Origin of the sequence: Dorea sp. OM07-5 (genome assembly GCF_003481355.1) — a bacterium.
GTDB lineage: Bacteria > Bacillota > Clostridia > Lachnospirales > Lachnospiraceae > Dorea_D > Dorea_D hominis.
Genome location: NZ_QUKZ01000004.1, coordinates 119,221 through 136,777, shown reverse-complemented (window position 1 = coordinate 136,777; position 17,557 = coordinate 119,221). Strand labels below are relative to the sequence as shown.

17 protein-coding genes are annotated in these 17,557 nt (G+C 38.2%); 4 read left to right on the top strand and 13 right to left on the bottom strand.

What is annotated here, in order from left to right; all coding sequences use genetic code 11:
• The first annotated feature begins 343 nt into the window (after nucleotides 1–343).
• The gene (locus tag DXC04_RS05355) at nucleotides 344–706 is read left to right on the top strand and encodes a helix-turn-helix domain-containing protein (RefSeq protein ID WP_006428642.1); all 363 of its coding nucleotides are present in this window, start codon (nucleotides 344–346) and stop codon (nucleotides 704–706) included.
• 181 nt (nucleotides 707–887) lie between these two features.
• On the opposite strand, the gene DXC04_RS05350 is transcribed toward DXC04_RS05355, so the two are convergent.
• Nucleotides 888–1,229 carry a hypothetical protein gene (locus DXC04_RS05350; RefSeq protein WP_006428643.1) on the bottom strand — a complete coding sequence of 114 codons (342 nt, stop codon included), beginning with the start codon at nucleotides 1,227–1,229 and terminating at the stop codon, nucleotides 888–890.
• A 58-nt stretch (nucleotides 1,230–1,287) separates the two neighbouring features.
• A complete protein-coding gene (locus DXC04_RS05345) occupies nucleotides 1,288–1,710 on the bottom strand; it encodes a winged helix-turn-helix domain-containing protein (protein ID WP_028087872.1) in 423 nt (140 codons plus the stop codon).
• A 158-nt stretch (nucleotides 1,711–1,868) separates the two neighbouring features.
• Between DXC04_RS05345 and DXC04_RS05340 the strand changes: the two genes are divergently transcribed.
• Together DXC04_RS05340 and DXC04_RS05335 are read left to right on the top strand one after the other, a co-directional pair.
• On the top strand, nucleotides 1,869–2,237 hold the full coding sequence (locus DXC04_RS05340) for a BlaI/MecI/CopY family transcriptional regulator (protein WP_117860781.1): 369 nt from the start codon (nucleotides 1,869–1,871) through the stop codon (nucleotides 2,235–2,237).
• An 18-nt stretch (nucleotides 2,238–2,255) separates the two neighbouring features.
• Nucleotides 2,256–4,055: a BlaR1 family beta-lactam sensor/signal transducer gene (locus DXC04_RS05335; RefSeq protein ID WP_118660308.1), complete on the top strand. Its 1,800-nt coding sequence runs from the start codon at nucleotides 2,256–2,258 to the stop codon at nucleotides 4,053–4,055.
• Between the two features lie 64 nt (nucleotides 4,056–4,119).
• On the opposite strand, the gene DXC04_RS05330 is transcribed toward DXC04_RS05335, so the two are convergent.
• From DXC04_RS05330 to DXC04_RS05300, 7 genes are all read right to left on the bottom strand, one after another.
• Nucleotides 4,120–5,352 carry a DUF6070 family protein gene (locus DXC04_RS05330; RefSeq protein WP_118660306.1) on the bottom strand — a complete coding sequence of 411 codons (1,233 nt, stop codon included), beginning with the start codon at nucleotides 5,350–5,352 and terminating at the stop codon, nucleotides 4,120–4,122.
• A gap of 8 nt (nucleotides 5,353–5,360) precedes the next feature.
• The gene (locus DXC04_RS05325; protein ID WP_118660390.1) at nucleotides 5,361–6,584 is read right to left on the bottom strand and encodes a DUF6070 family protein; all 1,224 of its coding nucleotides are present in this window, start codon (nucleotides 6,582–6,584) and stop codon (nucleotides 5,361–5,363) included.
• Nucleotides 6,550–8,661, bottom strand: a complete 2,112-nt coding sequence (locus tag DXC04_RS05320; RefSeq protein ID WP_118660304.1) for a penicillin-binding transpeptidase domain-containing protein — start codon at nucleotides 8,659–8,661, stop codon at nucleotides 6,550–6,552. The genes DXC04_RS05325 and DXC04_RS05320 overlap by 35 nt, the downstream gene beginning before the upstream one ends.
• Before the next feature lie 129 nt (nucleotides 8,662–8,790).
• Nucleotides 8,791–10,512 (bottom strand): lysozyme family protein, encoded by a 1,722-nt coding sequence (locus DXC04_RS05315; RefSeq protein ID WP_118660302.1) that lies wholly within the window; start codon nucleotides 10,510–10,512, stop codon nucleotides 8,791–8,793.
• A 25-nt stretch (nucleotides 10,513–10,537) separates the two neighbouring features.
• On the bottom strand, nucleotides 10,538–10,945 hold the full coding sequence (locus DXC04_RS05310; protein ID WP_005337968.1) for a DUF6075 family protein: 408 nt from the start codon (nucleotides 10,943–10,945) through the stop codon (nucleotides 10,538–10,540).
• Nucleotides 10,946–11,026: 81 nt separating this feature from the next.
• Nucleotides 11,027–13,366, bottom strand: a complete 2,340-nt coding sequence (locus DXC04_RS05305; protein ID WP_118660300.1) for a VirB4-like conjugal transfer ATPase, CD1110 family — start codon at nucleotides 13,364–13,366, stop codon at nucleotides 11,027–11,029.
• The gene (locus DXC04_RS05300; protein WP_055194706.1) at nucleotides 13,347–13,739 is read right to left on the bottom strand and encodes a PrgI family protein; all 393 of its coding nucleotides are present in this window, start codon (nucleotides 13,737–13,739) and stop codon (nucleotides 13,347–13,349) included. Before DXC04_RS05300 ends, DXC04_RS05305 begins: the two co-directional genes overlap by 20 nt.
• An 81-nt stretch (nucleotides 13,740–13,820) precedes the next feature.
• On the opposite strand from DXC04_RS05300, the gene DXC04_RS05295 reads away from it, so the two are divergent.
• On the top strand, nucleotides 13,821–14,201 hold the full coding sequence (locus DXC04_RS05295; RefSeq protein ID WP_118660298.1) for a hypothetical protein: 381 nt from the start codon (nucleotides 13,821–13,823) through the stop codon (nucleotides 14,199–14,201).
• Between the two features lie 28 nt (nucleotides 14,202–14,229).
• Here the strand turns inward: DXC04_RS05295 and DXC04_RS05290 are convergent, their stop codons facing one another.
• From DXC04_RS05290 to DXC04_RS05275, 4 genes are all read right to left on the bottom strand, one after another.
• Nucleotides 14,230–15,066, bottom strand: a complete 837-nt coding sequence (locus DXC04_RS05290) for a hypothetical protein (RefSeq protein ID WP_055194710.1) — start codon at nucleotides 15,064–15,066, stop codon at nucleotides 14,230–14,232.
• 83 nt (nucleotides 15,067–15,149) lie between these two features.
• Nucleotides 15,150–15,515 (bottom strand): hypothetical protein, encoded by a 366-nt coding sequence (locus DXC04_RS05285; protein WP_006426171.1) that lies wholly within the window; start codon nucleotides 15,513–15,515, stop codon nucleotides 15,150–15,152.
• 34 nt (nucleotides 15,516–15,549) lie between these two features.
• Nucleotides 15,550–17,346 (bottom strand): VirD4-like conjugal transfer protein, CD1115 family, encoded by a 1,797-nt coding sequence (locus DXC04_RS05280; protein ID WP_118660296.1) that lies wholly within the window; start codon nucleotides 17,344–17,346, stop codon nucleotides 15,550–15,552.
• On the bottom strand, nucleotides 17,333–17,536 hold the full coding sequence (locus tag DXC04_RS05275) for a hypothetical protein (RefSeq protein WP_118660294.1): 204 nt from the start codon (nucleotides 17,534–17,536) through the stop codon (nucleotides 17,333–17,335). Before DXC04_RS05275 ends, DXC04_RS05280 begins: the two co-directional genes overlap by 14 nt.
• Nucleotides 17,537–17,557: the final 21 nt, after the last annotated feature.

The following is a 17,557-nucleotide window of genomic DNA, read 5'->3' as shown; positions in this document are numbered from 1 at the left end:
ATTTAATTCGATATTTTATTACCCTGGATTCATTATTGGCTCTTACCCTAGTTTCAATTCCAACATTTACTAATGAAATTGTTGAGATTTTTTTAATTGAATACCTTCTGTTGAACAGAATTTTTTAGCTGAACTCTTGCTAAGAACCATATTTTCTCCGGTTAGATTCCGGAAAAGAAAATAAGCATACAAATACTGCTCTTTCGGAATCTGTTTTTTTTAACCGAAAGAGATTTGTATGCTTTCTCATTCATCGGGTAATACCCTGTGTTTTTTCTAATGTTACACCCTTTTCACTTTTCAAATTTAGGGTAATACACTAAGTTTATGGAGGTATACAAACATGGATATTCCAAAAACATTATTTGCCACTTTAGTAAAACAAGGGCGTATGGAAATGCATTTAACACAAGAAGCTCTTGCTGAAAAACTCGGAATATCGGCGGCTTATCTTGGAGACCTCGAACGCCATAAAGGCGGTCCCAGTCTGGAATTATTTTGTAAAACCATGCAGACTTTAAATATTTCTGCTGATGACTACGTTTATCCAAATCAGAATAAAAATAATTCTACATATGATCAGATTCTTCGGCTCTTAAATCAGTGCAATGATTATCAGTTACAGGTAATTCTTGCAACTACGACAGCTCTGCTAGATTCTAATCCTTTTATTTCTAACGTAGACACTACTAATGATACAAAATAAAACTTGTAAAATACCGATAAATAGCTGATAATTACCGATATTTAAAATTAGTGGAATAAATACTATTACCATATGTTAAAAACAGTTATGCTATATCATTACAACTTGATATAACATAACTGTTTCTTCTTTACGAACATCCTATTATCTATCAAATACTACATTTCCCTCCACGACACACTTAATTGCTTTTCATCTCGCTAATTATTTTTTCCATATCCGTCGATTTTTTCAAGAGTCCTAAACCAGCCAATAACTGAATACAATCTACATATCCTTGACAATATGCCCTTTGTTCTGACACAAACGCTTCTTCTTCCAAAATTTCTCCATATTGCTTCAACTTCTCCCTGTCCTCATAACTTATATGATCGAGAAGTTTATTCACCTTTTCTTTTTCCATTTTCTTCTTCAACTGAATATTTGCAAGTTCTTGGAAATAGATATAACTTTCTCTGTTTATATTCTCACAACGCAACTGGTTCAAAAAAGAGGATATTTCATTCCAAATATCATTTTCCATAAAAATTTCTCCTGCTTTTTTTGGTATCTTTACTTATTATGCCCAATTTTATATTCCATCATTTCATCAATTCACCATTAAATTTATATCCCATACCCCATACATTTAAAATGTATCTTGGTTTTGCAGAATCTGGCTCAATCTTTTTTCTGATTCTCCGAATTATGCCCATAACATTATCTTCTGCCCCATAATATGGTTCTTTCCACACCTGTGTATATATTTGTTCCTTTGAAAATATCCGTCCTGGATTTTTTGCCAGCAAATATAATATTTCAAATTCATAATTCGTCAATTGAACCAGCTCACCATTACTTTCTACAGAACGATATTCCGCATTTATTTTTAATGCTCCATAATCAAGTACCCTATTTTGTTTACCAGGCATCTCAGAGTATTTTTTAGCAGACAGAAAATGTAATAATTCATTTAATTTTTCTTCCTCATTTTCATCAAATGTTACAACAACTACCCTTCCCATTTTTATAAAAACCTTTCATATTCCAAATCTTACAAGTGTAATTTTTATATATTATTACATTTGTAAGATTTAAAGTCAAGTTTTTATTTCGTTGACAGAATAACCTTTTAAGATATATAATATTTTTATTACATTTGTAAGATTTGGAGGAATATCACATGAGCAATCTGCCTCAAATTTCAGAAGCTGAATTTGAAGTTATGAAAATCGTTTGGAAATACGCACCAATCAGCACCAATGAAATTACTGAAAAATTAACACAAATTTCCAGTTGGAGTCCTAAAACAATTCAGACATTGATTAAACGTCTCGTTTCTAAAAAAGCACTAACCTATGAAAAACAAAGCCGGTTTTTTGTCTATACTCCATTGGTCAAGGAAGACGAATATATTCGACAGGAAAGTAATTCTTTTTTAAAGCGATATTATAATGGTAATATCACTTCTATGCTTGCCTCTTACATTGAGGATGATAAATTGTCTGAAGAAGACATTGCCAGCTTACGGAATCTTCTTTCCAATCATTAACCATGGGAGGAGCATATTTTGATATATTTTAGTTTTCGATTTTTACTCTGTAATGCCATCATTTGTATTTTTTTAGGTAGTTTACTGGGATTAAAAAATTTATTGCAAAGGCAATTATCCGCACGTATGCAATATAATCTTTCGATTATATTTCTTGCCGTTCTAATTGTTCCCTTTTTACCGATAAACTCTGCCCCCTCTTCTATATCGTGGAGACATTTGCTGACAGCCAGTTCAAGTACCAATGGTGACATTCAAACCACTTTTCTTTCTGGTAATGGTTATAATTTGGATAAAATAAATGATTTTGCTGTCTCTGTCAGCACCCAAATACCAACTTTTATTCACACATTACTTGTATTTTTCTGGAGTATCGGTATATTCATAATGTTTTTTCTTCTCTACCGCTCAGTAAAACAAGTAAAAGCCTTACATAGTTCTGCTTTACCTCTTCAAAATGAAGAACTAAACGCTCTTTATATAGAATGTTTAAACGAAGTGAACAGCAAGCATACCATTCCGATTTATAGTACAGCATTTTTGAAATCTCCTGTTTTGGCTGGTTTCCTGCATCCTCGCATTTATCTTCCAATTCACCTGATTTCAGATTTTAATGCCGGAACTATAAGCGCAACGGATCTTCGATATATGCTTCTGCACGAACTACAACACTACAAGCATAAAGATATTCTAGTTGGATATCTGATAAACACAGCAAATGTTTTCTACTGGTTCAATCCCCTAATCTGGTATTTTCTAAAAAGAATACGACAGGAACGGGAACTTGCCTGCGACAGTGCTGTATTACAATTATTGAAAGAAACAGAATACAAGTCATATGGAAATACACTGATTAACTTTGCCGAAACAATAGCTCTGTCTCCATTCCCTCTTACTATGGGAATTAGTGGAAATATAAAACAGTTAAAAGGACGCATTTTAAATATTGCATCATTCCACCAACCTACTTTTAAACAAAAAATTCGTGGATATCTTATATGCATATTCGTCTCTACTATCATCATTGGATACATTCCCATACTTTCTGTTTATGCTTCTGATCAAACTGGGTATCATTTTGACACAACCGAAAAGAATATTACTCAGCTAAATCTTTCTTCCAATTTTGGGGACTACACTGGAAGTTTTGTTTTATATGATCAGTCTGCTGATAAATGGAATATTTATAATATGGAGCATGCTTCCACACGTGTATCACCGAATTCGACTTATAAAATATATGATGCATTACTTGGCTTGGAATCTGGAATTATTACACCAGAACATTCCACTTTCACATGGAATGGAGAACCATATCCTTTTAATTCATGGGAAGCCGATCAAGATTTAACCTCGGCTATACATAATTCCGTAAACTGGTATTTTCAGGCAATTGATTCACAGGCAGGTTTTGAAGCCGTAAGAACATTTTTACAGACAATAAACTATGGGAATCAGAATACTGGAACAAATCTAAATCTCTATTGGACAGATTTCTCTCTGAAGATATCACCCATAGAACAGGTGGAATTGTTACAGGATTTCTATCAAAATAATTTTCATTTTGACAGTAAAAATATCCAGGCAGTAAAAAAAGCTCTGCTGCTTTCCACTACTTCTTCCGGTTCTCTTTACGGGAAAACAGGAACTGGGCGTGTCAATGGTAAAGATGTCAATGGCTGGTTTATCGGATACATTGAAACAGCGAATAATACTTACTACTTCGCAACAAATATTCAATCCTCTTCTGGTGCAACTGGAAGTCAGGCTACCGAAATAACAGAATCTGTACTTTCTAATCTTGGTATTTGGAAATAAATAAAGAGAACTGATAGCATAATTTCCCGTTATCAGTTCTCTTTATTTCATTCTTCTCTACTGATCAATTCTGCAAATTACCTAACCGGTACTGATACCTCGGTATATTATCAATACCATTATCTAAAATCCTGTTTCCAACATACTGAATCGTTCCATCATCCTGAATTTTCATCGTAAGTTCGTGTGTAATAACAACATCATTACATACAACAGAATCACATACTGCATGAATTGTCAAAACAATGGTTCCATCTTCATTGTTCCTGACTTCTGTTACTTCCGGTAAAGACAAGCCAAAATGTGTTGGTGAATAATTACCACATCCCAATCGTTCCCAGATAAACATATTACTTTGTTCATCGTAGACCGCCCATTCTTTCAATTCTTCTTTTGTAACAGGAAGATATGTCATAATTACATTTTCGAACTCTTCTGCTGGAATTCCCACAACCTCTTTTTCTGCAGTAAATTTTTCTCCATATTTCATTTGATAAAAATATTCATAAAGTCCATTATAATCCAACCCCTGCATATCCTCCGCATTCCAGTTTGAACATAACAGATTGTTTCCCTGATAGCCGAACGTACTCACATATTTTTTTGAATATTCCCGACACTCCTCACTCAAAGGCTTTACCCGGATAATACAACTTCCATCTACAATCTCTGTCACTTCCGGTGGTTCAGGTACGCATAATTCATAACAGAAATTCCCATTTTCAGTATATGCCCATTCTTTTATTTTTGATAGCGATATGTATGTAAGTACAGGCTCTGTATCCTCACTCCAGATCATTTTTGCGGACATCACACTCATTTCTTTTCCATCATAACTATATTCTTTTCTGGTAATTCCACCATCTGTATCTGCTTCATATAAAATTACACTTCCTTTTTCTTCTTGTTCTGCAGATTTTAAAAATTGTTCCATCTTCTGATAATTATCCATAACAGAATAATGATCGGAACCAATGACCGGATTCCCATTTTGTTTGATAATTTCTTTCATCCGATTCATCATTTGCTCAGCAGTGTTCTGATCTGCTTCTTGTATTCCATTATATTCAGAATAAATATCTCGGACAATGCCCATAATTTCTTCACAATCGTTCACAACTTCCTTTTTCTTGTCTTCATCGATTGGTAGATTATATCCCTTATCCGGATTTTCCATGGTAGTGTTTTTCTGATTATTCTCATTTTTTACATCTGTGCTGTTTAACGATATCTTACTTTCACAGGAAGTCAGAATCATTCCTATACAAAGTACTAACAAAATACTTTTTCTTTTCATATTGCCCCCTAATTATTACTGTAATTCTCTTCCCACTCTTCTTCTGTTAACCTTGGCATATACCACCCTGCATTTGCATTTTGATCTGAACTGATTACCTTATTTGATAAATACTGGAAACTTCCGTCTTCCATAGGTTTTATCATCAATTCACTGGTGATTGCCTGATCTACCATTCTGATTTCCCATACTGCTTCTATCGTAAGTTTTAATGTTCCATCTTGTAATTTTTCATATGAGATAACTTCCGGATATGGCTCATATGGGAATTCACAATCATATAACCCTCGCGGTCTGTATCTAAAAGTTTTATTATTAGAGTTATAAAAAGTTCCCTTTTCAATCTCGGTATTACTAAATGGTAAATAGGTCTTTATAACCTCTTCAAACTCATCTTCTGGAACTTCATATTCTGCTCCACCATAATTTGCTTCATATGGAACTTGCTTTCCATATTTCATATAATACATTTTTTCATAAAGATCATAAAAATCAAGTTCCGTATAATTCTGGTTATCCCAATTTGTAATCAACAGATTATTAAGTGCATACCCCAACGGCATAACATATTTTCGATTCAATTCCCGGCATGTTTTATCTAATGGCTGCACTCTGAATCCAGTTTCACCCGGTGCTCCATCAAATCCCGGTGGGCGATATTCCTCCAGAAACAAATATCCTTTTTCTGTATATTTCCACTCATATGCTTCATATTCATCATAATAATTAGCCTGTGGACTATTATCTTTCCATTTAACCTGACATAATCGAACATTTATCTTTCCATTCATTGACTCTAAATGATATTGTATAATTTCCCCTTCATCAAATACAACAACAATATCAACTGCTGCCTGTTCTTCTTTCTCCGCTGCTTTGCAAAATTCTTCTACTTTTTCACGATTGACCATATCAATCTGATTATCACAATCTACTGCCGCATATCCTTTCTCTTCCAGACAATTGATAATTTTTCTTTTCGCCTTTAATGTATTTAACTCCGACTTCTCCTTCATATAAACAGACCGAAAAGTTTGCGCTGTTTTTTTTACTTCTGCATTCATTTCAGATTCTACGGTTTCTTTCTTTTCTTCTTTTTCCGTAATTCGATTTTGGCCGCATCCTGTAAAAACAATAAGAACTATCAATATCATCGCAATTTTCTTACATATGTAATAATTCCCTGTAAAAATTTTTTTATTTTTCAAAATATTCCTCCAATACGGTTGCATCCTTTTTAACAACATAACCACTTCCACCGATTCCTTTCACATTCTCAACCATACTGATAAGAAGAATTGGTTTGTCCACGCTTTTATCTGCCGTAAACACCGAAAACCACCCGATTTCTTTGCCAGAAGTATCTTCTTTCGTTGCCTTCAACTCGGCTGTCCCTGTTTTTCCAGCCAGCAAAATATCGTCACGATGTGCAGCATATCCGGTTCCTTCCGGATCATTTACAACACCTTCCACCCCTTGCATAATTTCTTCTACATTTTCTTTGCTAAACGCATTTTCTATCCATGTTTCACCAGATGCTTCTTCTTTGTATTTCAAATACGATTTTATCATATTCCCTTCATTTAAAAATGAAGTATAAATACTTGCCAGATGTAATGGATTTACAAGAATCTGCCCTTGCCCATAACCACTATCTGCCAATTGTATTTCTGTTTCTATTTTATCTGTATTGGAATATGTTGATTCCTGCATCGCAATCTCAAACGGCATATTCTGATTAAATCCTATTTCATTTAAAGTATTCATAAAATTCTCACTACCAATTTTAAGAGCTGCCTTTGCAAAATAAATATTATCAGAATAGATAATTGCATTTTTCATAATAACCGGTTCATATTCATGAAGTGTTGTCACTTGATAAGATCCCCAAGACGAATCTTTCTGCCATGCCAAACCTTCATTTCCAAAATCTTCTTTTGGATCTATGCTTCCCGTTTTCAACCCAATTCCTGCCACAACTGGTTTAAATGTTGAGCCAGGACACCATACTTGACGGAAACGATTATATAATGGTTTCTTTTCATCTTCGTTTAATGATGTCCATTTCTCTGATGATATGCCCCGTATAAATTCATTATTATCATAAGATGGGGTACTTACCAAAGCCAATACTTCTCCCGTATAAGGATTCATTGCGACAGAACACCCCGAATCTTCTTTAAACTGCTCGTATAATGATTTTTGCAAATCGGAATCTATCGTTAATCTTATATCCATACCATCTTCTTTAAAAATACTTGCAAGAACCTCTTTTACTTCCCCGTCACTATCCAAAATCTTTATATCACAACCATCTTTTCCTTTTAATTGCTTTTCGTATAACTTTTCCACCCCAGATCTTCCGATTACACTTTCAGCTGAATATCCTTCCCCTGGATGATTTTCCAAATCTTCTGCTGTTACAGACTGTACATAACCAATTAAATGAGCTGCTGCTTCCCCTAACTCATAGGTTCTAACTTCCACATCTGATAGCATAACCCCTGGAATTTCCAAAAGTTTATTCTGACAATCCTGTTCCTCAAGTGTCTTTTCTTCTGGCTGTATTTTCATTAAATCTATTTCTTCTACTTTCGGAATAGTTTCAATTGGTACAAAAGAATCTTCTTTTACCCACTTTGCTGTGAGTTTGTTATTTATTGTTTCTACATCTATCTCTAATAACTCCGCTATTTTTTCAATAGATACATTCCTTTCTTCCAGCTTTCCCGGTATAATGCCAACTGATGTTGCTACTCCTTTTCCTGCAAGCATTTTACCATCTCGGTCTAATATTTCTCCTCTCTCCGCTTTTGATGTAGTAACACTTATTTTATCATCACTCTCTAAATCTGGAAAAATCAGGCTATCCTGCCATACTAATTTATATCCCTGTTTCGTCTTCTTCAGTTCCGCCATATTGTCAAATTGTATTGTTCCGGCAATTGTATTACATGATGTTTCATACGAAAGCGTAACTGTATCTGCTTTTTTCTCTTTCACAGCTATATGACTGATTTTAATGTCACTGACCTCTATTCCTTCGTATATCTTAGAATTTCGTTGTATGTATTCTTCTTTTGTCAGATAAACTTTTTCATCTGAATCTATCATAGTATACATTACTTCATATTCCTTTTTTTCAATATGGTTCATATATTCCACAAGTGTGTCTTCTGGTGATTCCGTTATCGTCCTTTTTAATAAAACACCTCCTGAAACAGCAATTACTGTTATAGCTACTATCAGCCCAAAAATCTTACAAGCGTAAGATTTTTGGATATTTTGCTTTTTTCGTCTATTTTTCATAGATATTCCTTTCTTCTAATTTTTTTGTTTCTTAAATCTTACGCTTGTAATATTTAAAAGTCAAGTCTATTTTCAGGAATTGTATACTCCAGATTCACCATTAGACTATCACACTTTTTCTCCTGCCTTTTAATATGCCGGAACACCATATCCATAAATATTACTACTTCCGATACTGTAACTTCGTCTTGCCACTTTATCTCCACTGTTACCTTCTATGGTATTGACGGTTCCACCACTGACACTCTCTACAATTCCAACATGGTCAATCGTTCCATTATTCCCCCAGTCAAAGAAAATAATATCTCCTACCGCCGGGGTATAACTGGCGTCCCGGAACCTGCCTTTACTTTCAAACCATTTCACACCGTCCGAACAAAGAGAGAATTTTGGAATAGCTCCACTCTGGATATAACCACTCTGGTCTGCACACCATGACACAAAGCAGGCACACCACTCTACTCGGCTTCCAAATCCATACCAACTCCAGTAGGTTGTTCCGCCTTTTCCTTCCTGAGATGCTGCTACCTGAACGATTGCCTGATTACCGATGCCTGTCGGGATTCTTCCAAATGCATAATACTGAAGCACATGCGGTACATACTGCTTGTCCCCATAACTGCTCCACCCCATTCTCTGTGCCATCATATCAGAAAATTCTGCTGCATTTGCAAGGGTATATCCACCTCTGGCTTTCGCCCATTCCAGATATCCATTTCCATAGTTGTAACTTTGCAATGCCAGTTTAATATTTTCCATATCCAGAGGATTTTTTACCCCTGCACGTTCCAGACAGCTTTTTATCTCCTGCACTCCGCAAGAAATCGAATACTCTGGATCAGTGATTCCATTCGGCTGTTTGGGGTATTTTGTATTAAAGCTCCCTTCTGAACACTGCATCGGATCAAGTCCTCTCCCACCGGATTCCTGCATCATAATGGCTTTGATCAGTTCCACATACTCTCCAATGCCATATTGATTTGCATACTGTCGGATTAGTGGTTCGTATGCTTCTACTTCTGCACTGACGGAAGAAACCGTACTGGAATTATCCCCACCTGTCATGCATAGAAAACCACCAAATAAAATGACGATAATCAAAATCATAACTGCAATCCAACCACCTGCAGTCAATGCACTCAGTAATGCTTTTGTAGCTTCAATCAACGCTTTTATCGCATGTGTTACCGCTTTTGCTGTCTTTTTCACTGCAATCGTGGTATCCCGTGCTGTCTGTCTTGCTGTCTGCATTGCTTTTTCTGCCTTTTTCATGGAATAATGCATTGCCCGGACAGAAGCATTTGCTGTCTGCTCCGATGTTTTGATACTGGTCCTTGCTGTTTGTTCTGCAGTCTTGACCGCTTTCCCAGAAGTCTTGATGGTACCTTTTCCGGTATTCTTTACTACCTGTTCCGATGCTCTCCCGGTCTTGATGGTTCTTTTATCTCGCTCAATGGTCTTGATTTTTTTGACAGCAAGTTCTTTCCCCTGCTCCTGTGCCTTTTCTTCGCCTGAAGACGGTACTGGTCGTATTTGTTCTTTCGGCTGGTAAACTGTTTCTTCGCCTGTCGAAGAAACAGAAGCTTTCTCTTTCTTCCGTTCAATAATCTTTCCTGCCTGTCTGCGTACCTGATGCCCTGTTTTGTGAAAGATGCGGTCAGCATACTCGCTGGCCGCATCTTCTGCATACCCCACTGGATTATTCTCTCTGTCATTAGGTCTTTCTGTCGATTGCATGACATTTTCTTTTGTTCTGACATAGGACTGCTTAATATGGTCTGTCACTGTAACCGTCTTATCTAATACTTTAATATCCTTATGGACTTGGCGTGTTTTTATCTTACGATCCATCGCTTTTCTCCATTTGAATCTTTATCTAGCGTTCATGATTAGTTTCTTTTTTGCTCACCTGTGGCAGTTCCCGGCAGTATTCCGGATACTTCATGCGGATTGCTTCATAAAAATATGGTGCATAGCCACAATCGAACATCTCGTATGGGGTAGACAGACTTTCTTCTCCCTTCTCCACATATCCATTCCACAAGTTGAAAGCCAGTCTGGTCAATCGTGCCGAACCGCCTGTCTGCCACCCTTCATGCAGTGCTTCCGGTTTAATCAAACGCTCCTTAAAATCAAACATGCGGTCAACATGGTTTCTGGTATCTTCAGAAATTCCCACACAATAGAAAAATGAACTGTAATAACTGTCATGTTTTCCGCATTTTGCTAACATCTGATAAAAAAACTTTTCGTGTTCCTTTGATGAAAATCTGATTTCTGACATATTTCTCTCCTTTTCCGGCACTAAAAAACGCCACAAATTGTGACGTTTTCCAGTGCCATTCTCTTAAATTGATTATTGAAGTTACATTCTTCCTCGGTTGATACTGTCCTCTCCCGGCTTTGTGGTCATCAATTTATACAATCTTGTATTGGTTGGGAATCTATTGACGAACGGTACAAGCGAACTTCCATATTTCACCAGACCACAACCGGCATCTGCATTTGTGATATATCCCATTTGCTCTGTAGAAATATTCAAAAGTGTCGCCAACTTTGCTCTGTCCGGCTCTGCCTGATTAAGCATCACGATATACTCACTGTTGGAAATCATCGTACTTGCAAGAACAGAATCTAACAGATATTCCACGTTCTGTGTGATTGCTGTCGGGAATGCATTACGCTTACGAAATCTTCGCCATGCAGAGTTAAAAAATGCTCCGGAATACTCATTTTCAAATACTACATGAAACTCGTCTAAGAAAATATGGGTTCGCTTTCCCTGTTTCCAGTTCTCCGTTACCCGGTTCAACATTGCATCAGTGATTACCAGAAGTCCCATGGTCTTTAACTGTTTTCCTAAATCCAGAATGTCGTATACCATGATACGGTTATTCACATCAACATTACTTTCATGTGCAAATGCGTCCAGACTTCCATTGGTAAATAATTCTGATACCAGTGCCAAATCCTGTGCTTCCGGTTCTTCCTGTTCTAAAAATTTTTCACGCAGCACCCGCAAAGTCGGCACTGCTCCGCCATGCTGATATTCCTCATAAACTTCTCCCACACATCGGTCAATAATGGAACGTTCCTTTGCATTGATTCCTTTTTTATCCAACTGCTCAAACAAAGATAAGATAAACTGTGACTTCTCAATTACCGGATCAACGCCATCTCCATATCCGTCTACCATATCCATTGCATTGATGTGGTCCCTGCTTCCTGCAGCAATACGAACCACTTCTCCGCCCATTGCTTCAACCAACGATGCATACTCTCGCTCTGGATCACAAATCAGGATATCGTCCTGCGTTGCCAGTGCCAGGAATACAATCTGCATTTTTGCATTAAAGGATTTTCCACTTCCCGGCACACCCAAAAGGAATGAGTTCGGGTTCAAGAGTTTTTCTTTATTGCACATGATTAAGTTGTGAGAGATTGCATTTTCTCCACAATAGATGCCGCCTGCGTCCATAATCTCCTGCACCCGGAATGGCATCAACACTGCCACGCTCTCCGATGTCAGCGTGCGGACTGCCGGAATCTTTCGGTGTCCGATGGGAAGTGCTGTATTTAGTCCGTCCATTTGCTGAAATTTCAAAACTGAAAACTGGCATAACTTTTTCCGTCCAATGGTCAGAAGTGTTTCCGTATCTGCGTCAAGCTGCTTTTTCGATTCTGCAGTATGCACCATAGTCAGTACACCGAACATCATACGCTGGTCACGTGTAGTCAGATCGTCCATGAACTCTTTACTTTCTTTTCTCTGCTGTTCCAAGTCATAAGGAATCACTGCGGAAAAGTTATTGTTGGCATTCTGCCGTCTCTGCCAGTTTGTGATATTTGTCTCCACGCCAAGCAGACGTTTTTCCACTTCCTGTACTGCTTCATCAGTCGGGACAGGAATCACATCAATGCTCAACATCAGATTCCGGTTCATGTCGGTCAGTTCTGCTATCATATCGTCTTTAATATAAGAAGCATACTCCCGAAGAAAAAGTACCCTTCCATAACGATCTCCCATGCGGAAATAGTCTTTTTCAAACTCAAAAGTATCCGGGCAGATATAATCTTTGAAGCTGTGCCCTTTTCTCATACTCTCCTGAATATCAAAATGGAAACCCGATTCTTCTCCGGTACGGTAAAAATCATGCAGAATCCGTAACTTATCTTCTCCATTTACCTCTGCACATTTGGAACCCAGTCTTGCAAAATGGCTGTTCAGCTCTGTTGTCACTCGCGCAAAATAAGTTCTTGCTTCTTCGATCGTTTTCTTATAGCAGGATACTGTCACATATTTTTCCTGCACCATACTATTAGAACTGGTTGCCTTATCTAAAAGCATGTTGTTATACTCTTTCCGGTATAAATCCAGTCCGTCCTCCTGCATCGGAATCAGGATTGCTTTTTCAAAATCCACTTTATTCAAGCGACGATTATTGATCGTTATTTTTGTTGTTCCACCGCAATCGAACGAATTTAATAAATCCATATATTCCAGGAACATTGTTTCCTTATCAACTTTGCTCGCCACTGCATAGTTAATATCGGTAAATTTATAAGTACGTGCAAATTTATTTCTCCCGATTTTAAAAATCCCCTCTGACCAGATGGTCTCGATGGGAATTACCTGCTGTACGCTTCTTGGAATTACAAATTTTTCTTTATCCTGCTTGAAGATATTACTCAGCGTTTTTATCATTTTTCTTGCGTCCCTCCTTCTTCAGACTTTCTTTCTCATATTTTTTAATGACTGGTTCTACTGCATCAAAATAAAGATTTTCTGACCGGAACACCAGTTTTTTCGGCATCAGGATTTCTGATTTAATCCATGCCCAGATAAACTGCTCTGCTGTCATTCCATGGTATTTTACAAATCCAAACACCACACAAGGGGCAGCTTCCAATACACAAATCCAGCTCACTGTTTCCATACTCATGTATGGATGAAGCAAAAAATAAAGCCCGACGGCAATCCCGCAGGCTAATACTGAAAAGATAAACTGTCTCAGGGACAACCCGAAAAAGATTGCCTCTGTGTAATTCCTGATTTCCTTGTTAATTTTTACTTCCAAAACGATACACCTCCAAATCGCACATTTGTTATATTTTTCCTGTTCTGTTACACTTTGGGTAAATGAAAGGGGGACTGACCTATGCCAATCACTGTTATGATTTCACTTGTTGTTACCGTTGCTCTATTCCTGATTTCTCTGCTGTTTCGGATTGCTGCCAGATTAAATCTGACCTTACCGCTGTTATACTTCCTTGCTGTTTCCACGATTCTGAATCCATGGGCAGCAACTCATGAGAAACTTGCATTTGCAATCCTCTATCTGCTGACTGCCTTTTCTGTTCTCAGCTGGATTTTTGCTCTGCGACGCAAATGGCAGGAACATCAATACTACAAAGTTATGAAAGACGATATGTCCTTCCAGATTTCTCGTGCCAGACAAAGAGGGATTCCTTTAGATTCTGTTCATTTTGATTCTCAGGGGAATATGCGGTATAACAATAGCAACAACATTGTAGAATAAATTTTAAGGATGCTTTCGGGCGTCCTTTTTACAATCCCATCATTTCCCTCACTACCCTGTCTGACATCTTCACCGCACCGACCAGTACAAGCATATTGAAAATCAACTCTCCAATATAGCTCCACACCATAGTGACTGCTGCTGCATCTGGATTGACAACTGGCGGTGATGATGCAAACAATGAAAATATAATGCAGGCAAGTACCACGATTGCTCCCTCCAGACACACTGCTGCGTATGACTTCAAAAAACTTCTTCCGATATTCTGACTCGGCTCTCCTGCAAATGAAGATAATGGAATCGGTGCAATCGCTGTGTAAAGATACAATCGAAAAAATCTTCCATATACACTCATAATCATAATGAAGCTCAGAACTGTAATAAAAAGTCCACCGATCAACGTCACCGCCCATAGAGGAATACTTTCAAAAAATCCACAATCTTCTACCGCTTCTATGATTTCGTCCGGTAAAACGGTATCTTCCGTACTTCCAAATCCTGCGGTCTGCATAATCGTACTGGTCACTCCTTGTATGATATTGAATAATGCCATCATCAGCTCCAGTCCATACGTGACTACGCCTTTTGTAATCGCAAAACGGATAAAAATTTTCAATGCATGTTCCGGTCTTTTTACCTCTGTAAAACTTCCACAAGTTTTGACCACTCCGACTACAAAGAAAAGCACTAACAAAGCATAGCCGATTGCCTGCAATGCTCCATGGATCTGCACAATCACCTGCCAGATACCGCCACCCTTAAAGGTTTCCGGTGACTGTGTGAGTATCTGCCAGATTTCTGCAAGTTTGCTGTTCCAGGTATCCAAGGCATTTTGCAAGTTCTGTACTACCCAGTTATCTGACACCTTCTAAACACCTCCTGTCTTAGCCTGGGCGGTGCGATTCCTTTCGGGCCTGCACCGTCCCGTTTCCTTATTTCCTATTCTTCTTAACCTGTAATCAGATTCAGGATTTCTTTTGCAAATGTAATAATAACACCGCCTGCAAGTGTCAGGAATCCATTCGCTCTCTGGCTTGGATCATGAGATTTCAGTGATAAACCGACCTGCACAATTCCAAATCCCAACAAAATCATTCCGATGGCACGAATCAGTCCAAAGATAAACGTGGACAGATTATTGATAACGGTCAGTGGATCGTCTGCCGCAAATACGGTACTTGCTCCTGCTGTCATAATCAGTACCATTGCAATATACACTGCCATGGCACGTTTCATTTTTGCTGTCATTGGCAGCTTCTTCGTTGATTTTGTTGTTTCTTTCTTCTCCTGCTTCTTTCGCATATCTAACTTCATTTTTTTGATAGCCTCCTATATATTTTTCTTGGATTTACTGATATTTCTGAATGATTTCTTCCAGATCTTCATCGGATAATAATTCATAATCTTCCACTTCCAGAGAATCATCTGTGAACTCGCCTTCCAAGCTGTCTCCCAGTGAAATACTTGCCACTGCCCGGTCAACTGCTCCATGCAGATATGGTTTTCCGTTTCCGTCAGTTGTAAGTCCCACATTGGGGTGCTTTAAAATATCAAATTTCTCGTCTAAAATTGGTCTTTCTCCACGAATAAAAAGAATCGCATATCGGTTATCCAACATGCGAACTTCATCGGGTGTCATCAGCTCCCGCCCTGTATTCTGATAATTGGTGGAATAGTTCCCGGAATGTCCCGTTGACTTTCCATAGGTATTCGTGTCAATCGTTGCCTTTCCCAGAAGTTCGCTGACATATTTATGCGTCCCCTGCTCGTTGCCACCCAAATATAAAAATTCGTCACAGTTTCCCATAATGCTTTCCCACTGCTTTTCGAACAATGCCTTTAACTGTGCCAGATTCTGCAAAATAATACTGACTGACACTTCTCTGGAACGCATAACGGACAGAATCTTATCAAAGTCATCAGGCAGTGAAACATTTGCAAATTCGTCCATGAGGAAATGCACATGAACCGGAAGTCTTCCACCATATTTATGGTCTGCCAGATAGAACAACTGCTGAAATAACTGGGTATATAAAATTGACACCAGAAAGTTGTAACTGGTGTCGTTGTCCGGGATTAACGCAAATAAAGCCACTTTCCGCTCTCCCAGTGATGGCAGGTCTAAATCATCTGTTGCAGTCAGTGCTGCCAGACTGGATAAGTTGAATTTCTCAAGTCTTGCGGCTAATGTGATTTGAATGGATTTTAATGTCTTGGCACTACCAGAGTGATAATCTTTGTAATACTTTACTGCGATATGTTCCGGGTTCTTCATTTCCAACCGCTCAAACAATTCATCAAGCGGTGACTGGTACTGGTCATCGTCCTCTCTGACTTCTCCGGCACGAAGCATTTCCATTACCATCGGGAAATTCTGTTCTTCTTCCGGTGCTTCATATCTCAGAAAGAAAATCAGTGCCAGCAACAGCATAGAAGCTGCGGTATCCCAGAATGGATCGTTAGACTGACTGCCTTTTGGTGTAGTCGCTTTGAACAGGTTCGTTACCAATCTCTGCACATCGTTATCGTCCTTCAGATATACAAACGGATTATAGCAATGGCTCTTTTCCATATTGATCAGGTCAAGCACTCTTACTTCATAACCTTTTTCTTCCAGAAGATACCCGGTATCTCTCAGATTTTCCCCTTTGGGATCTAAAACTACAAATGACGTATTCGCCTGGAGCAAATTTACTTTCGCAAAAAACCTCGTCTTTCCGGAACCGGAACCACCGATCACAACCGTCAGCAAATTTCGCATATGCTTCCGCATATTGTAGCTGATTCGTACATGCATAGTCAGCAACTTATTTTTTGTAAATCGCTTCTCCCTGTATCTGCGATTGATTTTCTTCACATTCCCCCATTTGGCAGAGCCATGTTCTTCACCTCGTCGGTAATGTTTCTTGGTAGAAAGATAAATCCCAATTCCCATACCGTAAGACAGCAAAAAAATAAGGACAGTTTTTTCACTGTCCCCACATAACTGAACGGAAAACGGATGGTTCATCGCTTCCGGGACTCCATCCAGAATCCCCATAAGACCAGACGAAAGATAAGGTGCGACAAGTAACGCAAACCAGATAACCGGGATAATTCCAATCACTGCTAGTATCAAACCACTCTGCTCATCATCGTTCTTCATGGCTTCTGCGTCCTCTCTTGACCTTATCCGACGGTACTTCGATTTTCTCTATGACTTTCATTAAGACGTCATCGACAAGCTCCGTATCTTTTCCCTCTTTCAGCATCTGATTCCGCTTGTCCTTCAGGGAATGGAACACTACACCGCTCTCATATTTATCCAGTTCTAACGTAATCGTATCACTGCTCATTTTGCATTCTCCTTTCCCTAA

Excerpts from the sequence above, each read along its gene's own strand:
- DXC04_RS05330 (WP_118660306.1), bottom strand. The coding sequence starts at position 5,352 with ATGAAAAGAAAAAGTATTTTGTTAGTACTTTGTATAGGAATGATTCTG.
- DXC04_RS05275 (WP_118660294.1), bottom strand. The coding sequence starts at position 17,536 with ATGAGCAGTGATACGATTACGTTAGAACTGGATAAATATGAGAGCGGT.
- DXC04_RS05350 (WP_006428643.1), bottom strand. The coding sequence starts at position 1,229 with ATGGAAAATGATATTTGGAATGAAATATCCTCTTTTTTGAACCAGTTG.
- DXC04_RS05305 (WP_118660300.1), bottom strand. The coding sequence starts at position 13,366 with ATGATAAAAACGCTGAGTAATATCTTCAAGCAGGATAAAGAAAAATTT.
- DXC04_RS05345 (WP_028087872.1), bottom strand. The coding sequence starts at position 1,710 with ATGGGAAGGGTAGTTGTTGTAACATTTGATGAAAATGAGGAAGAAAAA.
- DXC04_RS05355 (WP_006428642.1), top strand. The coding sequence starts at position 344 with ATGGATATTCCAAAAACATTATTTGCCACTTTAGTAAAACAAGGGCGT.
- DXC04_RS05340 (WP_117860781.1), top strand. The coding sequence starts at position 1,869 with ATGAGCAATCTGCCTCAAATTTCAGAAGCTGAATTTGAAGTTATGAAA.
- DXC04_RS05325 (WP_118660390.1), bottom strand. The coding sequence starts at position 6,584 with ATGCAACCGTATTGGAGGAATATTTTGAAAAATAAAAAAATTTTTACA.
- DXC04_RS05315 (WP_118660302.1), bottom strand. The coding sequence starts at position 10,512 with ATGGATCGTAAGATAAAAACACGCCAAGTCCATAAGGATATTAAAGTA.
- DXC04_RS05295 (WP_118660298.1), top strand. The coding sequence starts at position 13,821 with ATGCCAATCACTGTTATGATTTCACTTGTTGTTACCGTTGCTCTATTC.
- DXC04_RS05320 (WP_118660304.1), bottom strand. The coding sequence starts at position 8,661 with ATGAAAAATAGACGAAAAAAGCAAAATATCCAAAAATCTTACGCTTGT.
- DXC04_RS05285 (WP_006426171.1), bottom strand. The coding sequence starts at position 15,515 with ATGAAGTTAGATATGCGAAAGAAGCAGGAGAAGAAAGAAACAACAAAA.
- DXC04_RS05310 (WP_005337968.1), bottom strand. The coding sequence starts at position 10,945 with ATGTCAGAAATCAGATTTTCATCAAAGGAACACGAAAAGTTTTTTTAT.
- DXC04_RS05280 (WP_118660296.1), bottom strand. The coding sequence starts at position 17,346 with ATGAAGAACGATGATGAGCAGAGTGGTTTGATACTAGCAGTGATTGGA.